Annotated in this window: 9 protein-coding genes; all 9 read right to left on the bottom strand. The window is 50.4% G+C overall.

What is annotated here, in order from left to right; all coding sequences use genetic code 11:
- Positions 1-762 (bottom strand): mannose-6-phosphate isomerase, class I (gene manA / locus ACYVTD_RS09200; RefSeq protein ID WP_461247483.1); only part of this gene is annotated, 762 nt, incomplete at its 3' end.
- Positions 752-1,048: a cell division protein ZapA gene (locus ACYVTD_RS09195; RefSeq protein ID WP_461247482.1), complete on the bottom strand. Its 297-nt coding sequence runs from the start codon at positions 1,046-1,048 to the stop codon at positions 752-754. The genes manA and ACYVTD_RS09195, both read right to left, overlap by 11 nt.
- Positions 1,049-1,056: 8 nt before the next feature.
- Complete coding sequence (locus ACYVTD_RS09190; RefSeq protein ID WP_461247481.1) at positions 1,057-1,521, bottom strand: cell division protein ZapB; 465 nt, start codon at positions 1,519-1,521, stop codon at positions 1,057-1,059.
- Positions 1,522-1,524: 3 nt separating this feature from the next.
- Complete coding sequence (gene rplT / locus ACYVTD_RS09185) at positions 1,525-1,884, bottom strand: 50S ribosomal protein L20 (RefSeq protein ID WP_461247480.1); 360 nt, start codon at positions 1,882-1,884, stop codon at positions 1,525-1,527.
- A 31-nt stretch (positions 1,885-1,915) separates the two neighbouring features.
- Positions 1,916-2,116 carry a 50S ribosomal protein L35 gene (gene rpmI / locus ACYVTD_RS09180; RefSeq protein ID WP_461247479.1) on the bottom strand — a complete coding sequence of 67 codons (201 nt, stop codon included), beginning with the start codon at positions 2,114-2,116 and terminating at the stop codon, positions 1,916-1,918.
- A gap of 16 nt (positions 2,117-2,132) precedes the next feature.
- Positions 2,133-2,654, bottom strand: a complete 522-nt coding sequence (infC, locus tag ACYVTD_RS09175) for a translation initiation factor IF-3 (RefSeq protein ID WP_461247478.1) — start codon at positions 2,652-2,654, stop codon at positions 2,133-2,135.
- A 57-nt stretch (positions 2,655-2,711) separates the two neighbouring features.
- Entirely contained in the window at positions 2,712-3,587 is an 876-nt protein-coding gene (gene argB, locus ACYVTD_RS09170) for an acetylglutamate kinase (RefSeq protein WP_461247477.1), read from the bottom strand.
- On the bottom strand, positions 3,584-4,801 hold the full coding sequence (gene argJ, locus ACYVTD_RS09165; RefSeq protein WP_461247476.1) for a bifunctional glutamate N-acetyltransferase/amino-acid acetyltransferase ArgJ: 1,218 nt from the start codon (positions 4,799-4,801) through the stop codon (positions 3,584-3,586). The genes argB and argJ overlap by 4 nt, the downstream gene beginning before the upstream one ends.
- A gap of 22 nt (positions 4,802-4,823) precedes the next feature.
- A complete protein-coding gene (gene argC / locus ACYVTD_RS09160) occupies positions 4,824-5,939 on the bottom strand; it encodes an N-acetyl-gamma-glutamyl-phosphate reductase (RefSeq protein ID WP_461247475.1) in 1,116 nt (371 codons plus the stop codon).
- Positions 5,940-6,003: the final 64 nt, after the last annotated feature.

Below are 6,003 nucleotides of genomic sequence, written 5' to 3'. Positions count from 1 at the left end.
GCGTATATAGGCGTGAAGAATGCCCGCCGGAATGTAAACGGCCTGGCCTTTTTGCAGCGTGATAATATTAAGGTAAAGGGGGGATAAAACCGCCGCGTCCGACGGATATTCGTCTGCAAAATTTTTCATAAGCTGAGATTGTTCAGATGAAATGTTTTCCGTTTCGCGTATTTCGTTTTTATTAATAAAATCGGCAAGGTATTCCCTTTCCGATTTTGTAATATGAAAAAGCACGTTTAAAAAAATCGCAAGTGAATCGGATTCAAGGGCGCGCATTAAAGGGGTAATTATTTCCTTTAACTGCGGGGCTATATTTATAAAATCTTTCAGGGAAAGGTATATGTTTCCGGGATCGCGGAAACCGGCCATCATCGTAAAAGGCGTAAGGGCGCAGATAATTTCGGGCTTGTGGTTCGCGTCCTTATAATTACGCTCGGGCGCTTCTATCGGAATGCCCTCATTGTTCTCACGTTCAAACCCTTCTTGCGCCTGGACCTTGTCCGGGTGCGCCTGAATGGAAAGCGGTCTTTCTACCGCAAGCACCTTAAAAAGAAACGGAAGTTCCCTTCCCACCGCCTGCGCAAGGCTTATCATGTTATCGCCCTGCTTGACCTGCGAAGGGGACAGATGGGTTCCCATCCACATTTCGGCGCAGGGGCGCATATCCTTGTTTTCCATACCTGTAAATTTGGGGATTAAGTCCATCGCCCCCCATTCGTAGTGTTTAATAGGGTTGAAAAGCTTATAAAGTTTAATTTCCATCGCAGGTCTTTAAAGCCTGATCCAGCTTTGCTATCAGATTTTCAGTCCGCTGTTGCAATTCGGCGGACTCGCCTTCCACTTGCTGTTTTATTTTGTTGATTTCATCGCATAGCATAAAACCTGTTAAAATTGCGATATTAAGGGGGGATGTGATTCCTGATATGCTTTGTGTGTTTTCTATGGCCGACCGGTACTGTTCAAGCACCTTTTTAAGATACTCTTTGTCCTCGTCGGCGTCTATCGTAAATGAAGCGCCTAAAATGTCCAGACATATTTCATTGGCCATAAAAACCCCTAAAAAATGTCAAGTTCACTGTCCGAAGAAAGTTCCTCTTCCAAAGACGCGGAAACCTCTTTTGTTTCTTTCTCCTGAATTTCAAAAAACACGCCCGGTGCGGCTGTCGCGGCGGACGCGGCCTGCGTCTCAGTTTCTTCCGGTTTTGCCTTTTTTGCGGCGGGCTTCTTTACGTTTTTTTCCTTCAGACTGCTTGCTGTCAGGCTGCTTTCAAACGCCTCTTCAAACTGGCTTAGGCGGTCAAGGGCCGCGACTATTCCGTCTTCAATGCGCCCCTGATCTTTCTTAAAGCGCATCACAAGCACTTCAAGCTCGTCTATCCGTTTTTGGTTGGCGTCAAGTTTTTCCTGTAACTCTTCCCTCTGCGAAATTAATGCCGCGTTTTCCTCGTTTACCTTTTGCACATATTCAAGCGCCTTGGTGACTCTTGATTCCAGTAATTGGACTTGCTCAAGGCTTATCATCTTTTACGCTCCCAGCGCGGCTTTTACTTTTTCCACAACCGCGTTAAAAGCGGCGGTGTCTTCGGTGGCGAGCCACGCAAGCGCCTTGCGGTCGATTTTAATGTCCGCCTTGTCAAGGCCGGCTATCAGGCGGGAATAGGTAAGTCCCCTCTCCCTGCACGCGGCGTTGATCCTTATGATCCAAATACGGCGGAAATCGCCCTTTCTGTCCTTCCTGTCGCGGTACGCGTACACCAAGGATTTGGCGACCGCGTCTTTCGCGGTTTTAAAGTTGGTGCTTCTGCGTCCCCAGTAGCCTTTCGCAAGTTTAAGTATTTTTTTGCGGTGGTTTTTTCTTTTGGAACCGTCTATCGCTCTCGACATAATTTCCCTCTCAAATTTTCCTTGTGATCCCTTACCCGTACGGCAAGAGTTTTTTCTTGATTACCGGCACGTTTTCGCTCGCCAGAATTCCGGCGTGGCGCAGTCCCCGTTTCCTCTTAGATGACTTTTTTGTCAGGATATGGCGAAGGTTTTGTTTTTTGTACTTTACCTTGCCTGTGCCGGTAAAGGTGTAACGCTTCGCGGCGCTTTTTTTTGTTTTCATCTTAGGCATATACTTCCTCTCTTTCCTACTTTTTGGGTTTAGGTCCCAGAACCATGGACATAAAACGCCCTTCCATAGCCGGCGGTTTGTCCATAACGTACTCGCCCTCAATACGGGAAAGCACGTCCTTCATCACGTCAAAACCCAGTTCCGTATGGGCAAGTTCGCGTCCCCGGAAACGGATCGTAACTTTAACCTTGTTTCCTTCGGACAAAAACTCTTTTATATGTTTAGATTTGAAATCCAGATCGTGGTCGTCGATCTTAGGCTGCATTCGGATTTCTTTAAGCTTCAAAAGCTTTTGCTTTTTCTTAGAATCCCGAAGCTTCTTTTCGTTTTCAAACCTGAACTTTCCAAAGTTTAAAATTTTTACCACGGGCGGAACCGCCTGCGGCGCAACTTCAACAAGATCAAGGCCGGCTTCTTTCGCAAGCTCAAGCGCCTGTGCGACGGACATAACCCCCTGAGGTTCTTCACCCTCATCACGGATTAAACGTACTTCGCGCGAGCGAATCTGCTCATTTATGCGTAAATCTTTCTCAGCCAACTGACCTCCTCGTATCTTACGGCATTTTAGCAAATTTTAGCGATCTTTGTCCAGTATCTAGGGCGAAATCATGGTGCCGATTCCCTCGTCGGTAAACAGTTCGATAAGTATGGCGTGGGGAAGCCGCCCGTCGATTATATGGGCTTTTTTCACCCCGCCGTCCAGTGCGAGGGCGCAACAGTCCGCTTTGGGGATCATTCCCTTGGTTAAAATCCCCTCTTTTTTAAGGGCGTCCAACTGCGGCCTTTCCACGGCTTTAATAAGGGTATTTTCGTCCTTTACATCGCGTAAAATGCCCCGTACGTCGGTCATAAGCACCAGTTTTTCGGCGTTAAGGGCGGCCGCTATTTTGGCTGCGGCTATATCGGCATTAATATTGAGGGCTTTTCCTTCGTCCTCCCCAAGACCGTAGGCGACCGAGGATATGACCGGAATCGCGCCTGAATTCAAAATTGAGATTAACGGCTCTATGTCTACCTGTTCGATTTCCCCCACAAACCCAAGATCGGCCTCCCCTTTAATCCTGCGCGCCTTTAACATGCCGCCGTCTATCCCGCACAAGCCGATTGCCCTGCCCCCGTTTTTTTCTATAAGGGCAGCTATCTCCTTGTTCACTTTTCCGCACAGAACCATCTGCACTATGTCCATCGTCTCCTCGTCGGTGTAACGGAGCCCGTTGATAAACTTGCTCTCCTTGCCCGTCTTTTTCAACATCGCCTCGATTTCGGGGCCTCCGCCATGCACAAGCACCGTGCGTATCCCGACGCACGCCATAAGGATTATGTCTTCGATTACGGCTTTTTTCAGTTCTTCGCTCTGCATGGCATTCCCGCCGTATTTTACGACGATTATTTTACCTTGAAAATTTTGAATGTACGGAAGCGCGTTAACGAGTATCCCCGCCCTTGATTCGCCTGAAAATTGTTCCTTCATGATCTGTAATCCCCGTTTATTTTAACATAATCGTAAGTGAGATCGCACCCCCAAACGGACGCTTTTTCGCCCCCTGAATGCAAGTCGACCAGTATCTCAATTTCTTCTTCGGACAGGATTTTTTTCGCTATTTCCTCGCTGAAAGGAACGGAGCCGCCGTTTTTACAGACCTGTATTTCCCCCGCCGTACTCTTAAACGACACATCCGTCTTTTCAGGCGCGAAGTCAGCCCCGGCGTAACCTAGGGCGCATAACACCCGCCCCCAGTTCGCGTCCGCGCCGAAGCAGGCGGCTTTTACAAGACTTGAAGAGGCGACTGATTTCGCGAGGGTTTCGGCAATATCCTCGCTTTCCGCGTTTGTTACGGTTACAGTAACAAGTTTTGTCGCCCCTTCCCCGTCCCGCGCCATTTTTTTCGCGAGGGCTACGCAGACGTGTTCGAGCGCTTCGTAAAATGCGCCGTAATCCGAAGCGTTGACGGGCGCGTTCCCCGCCTCGCCGTTCGCCATTACGACTACCATGTCGTTGGTGGAAGTGTCCCCGTCCACGGTAAGGCGGTTAAAGGAGCGTTTCACGGCGAGGCGAAGAGCGGACTGGAGCGCCGCGTTTTCCACCGCCGCGTCCGTTGTGATAAAAGCGAGCATTGTCGCCATGTTGGGATGAATCATGCCCGAACCCTTCGTCATTGCCCCGATACGGACAGGTTTGCCGCCTACTTCCGCTTCCACGGCGATTTCTTTTTTTCGCGTGTCGGTCGTCATAATCGCCTCTAGCGCGGCGGCGTGGCCCATCTCGTCTTTTCGCAGACTTGCCTTTAACGCGCCGATATTTTTCTCTATTACCGAAATCGGCAAAGGCACGCCGATGACTCCCGTGGAAGCGACGGCGACTTCGCTATTGGGAATTCCAAGCGCGTCCGCCGCAAGTTGAACCATGCGCTTTGCGGCGGTCATGCCTTCCTGCCCCGTGCAGGCGTTTGCGTTGCCCGAATTGGCTATTATGGCGCGCAATTTTCCGCCGGCGATATTTTCCCTGCTTACCTGAACGCTCGCGGCACATACCTTGTTAGACGTAAACATTGCCGCCGCTTCGCAGGGTTTTTTCGAGTAGATAAGCGCCAAATCTTTTTTTTGTGAACTTGGCTTTATCCCGCAACGTATGCCGCCGGCGAGAAAACCTTTTGGGGCGCAAACCCCGCCTGTTATTTCCTTCATTTTTATTCCTAAAAAAGCGCCGCTAGAATAGCGCCGGTATCGCGTCAAGGCCGGCTTTTTCGTCAAAACCGAAAAGGACGTTCATATTCTGAACCGCCTGACCCGCCGCCCCTTTTACCATGTTGTCTATGGCGGTGGTAACAATCAACGTTGAACCGTTTAAGTCGATATGGACGGAGATGTCGCAGAAGTTCGACTGGCGCACTCTGTTGGTCGCGGCAGGAAGGCCCGCGGGCAGTATCCGCACAAAAGGCTCGCCCTTGTAAAAATCGGAGTAAAGTTTGCGGATTTCATCGGCCTTCGCCTCGATTTCTTTTGAGGGCGGCAGATTCGCGTCGCCCACTTTTACGCGCCAGTTCTCTTTTAGCGGAATGTAAATGACGCTTAGGATTCCCCTGTTTAAGGGCGCGAGGCGCGGGGTAAAAATAAGGCGCGGGGCGGAATTGTTGCCCGTTGCCGCCATCGCCGCCAAGTTTCGCGCGATTTCCGGCGAGTGCCTGTGGGAGGCGACTTTGTACGGCGAGACGGAATCGGCGCATTCGGCGTAGTGGAAGGAGCGGGACGGCTCCCTGCCGCCGCCAGTAACGCCCGTAACCGCGTCTACGATGACGGGCGCGTCAAGGCAATTCAACCCCTTCGCCAGAGCGGGGAACGCGCCCAAAGAGCCGCCCGTGGGATAACAGCCGGGATTGCCTATAATGACCGGTCCCTTTGCCGCGAGGTTTTTTATTTTTTGCCTGTTTAATTCAACTAGGCCGTAAATCGAGTTCTTGTGCAGTTCGGGGTATTTATAATTTTTTCCATACCACGCCGTGTAGACGGCTTCATCGTCGTCAAATCGGAAGTCGGCGGAAAAGTCTATAAAATGAATTTTCCGTTCCATGCATGAGGCGGCGAACGGCTCCCCTACCCCATGGGGCAAGGCCGCGAAAACCACGTCGGCCGCGGCGACGACATCTTCGGCTTTTTGAAGTTTGCAGGAGAGCCTGCCCAAAAAGTTAGGGTAGACTTCTTCTATATTGTCCCCTTCAAAACTTACCGAGGAAAGTACCAATTTATCAATCTTTGGGTGCCCCGAAAGGAGCCTCGCCAATTCGGCCCCGGCATACCCTGTCGCGCCGATAATACCCGCTTTCATGGCTTAATTATGCACATAAGCCGGAAAATGGTCAATTAATGTACATTGTTACCCTTTACTTAAA

Source organism: Treponema sp. R6D11 (assembly GCF_054786075.1).
Note: the sequence above shows the minus strand (reverse complement) of the source record. Positions and strands in the feature narration are given on the sequence as shown.

What these genes read in the sequence shown, in the direction of transcription:
- argJ (WP_461247476.1), bottom strand. Translation starts at nt 4,801, where the DNA reads ATGAAGGAAATAACAGGCGGGGTTTGCGCCCCAAAAGGTTTTCTCGCC.
- argC (WP_461247475.1), bottom strand. Translation starts at nt 5,939, where the DNA reads ATGAAAGCGGGTATTATCGGCGCGACAGGGTATGCCGGGGCCGAATTG.
- rpmI (WP_461247479.1), bottom strand. Translation starts at nt 2,116, where the DNA reads ATGCCTAAGATGAAAACAAAAAAAAGCGCCGCGAAGCGTTACACCTTT.
- argB (WP_461247477.1), bottom strand. Translation starts at nt 3,587, where the DNA reads ATGAAGGAACAATTTTCAGGCGAATCAAGGGCGGGGATACTCGTTAAC.
- rplT (WP_461247480.1), bottom strand. Translation starts at nt 1,884, where the DNA reads ATGTCGAGAGCGATAGACGGTTCCAAAAGAAAAAACCACCGCAAAAAA.
- ACYVTD_RS09190 (WP_461247481.1), bottom strand. Translation starts at nt 1,521, where the DNA reads ATGATAAGCCTTGAGCAAGTCCAATTACTGGAATCAAGAGTCACCAAG.
- ACYVTD_RS09195 (WP_461247482.1), bottom strand. Translation starts at nt 1,048, where the DNA reads ATGGCCAATGAAATATGTCTGGACATTTTAGGCGCTTCATTTACGATA.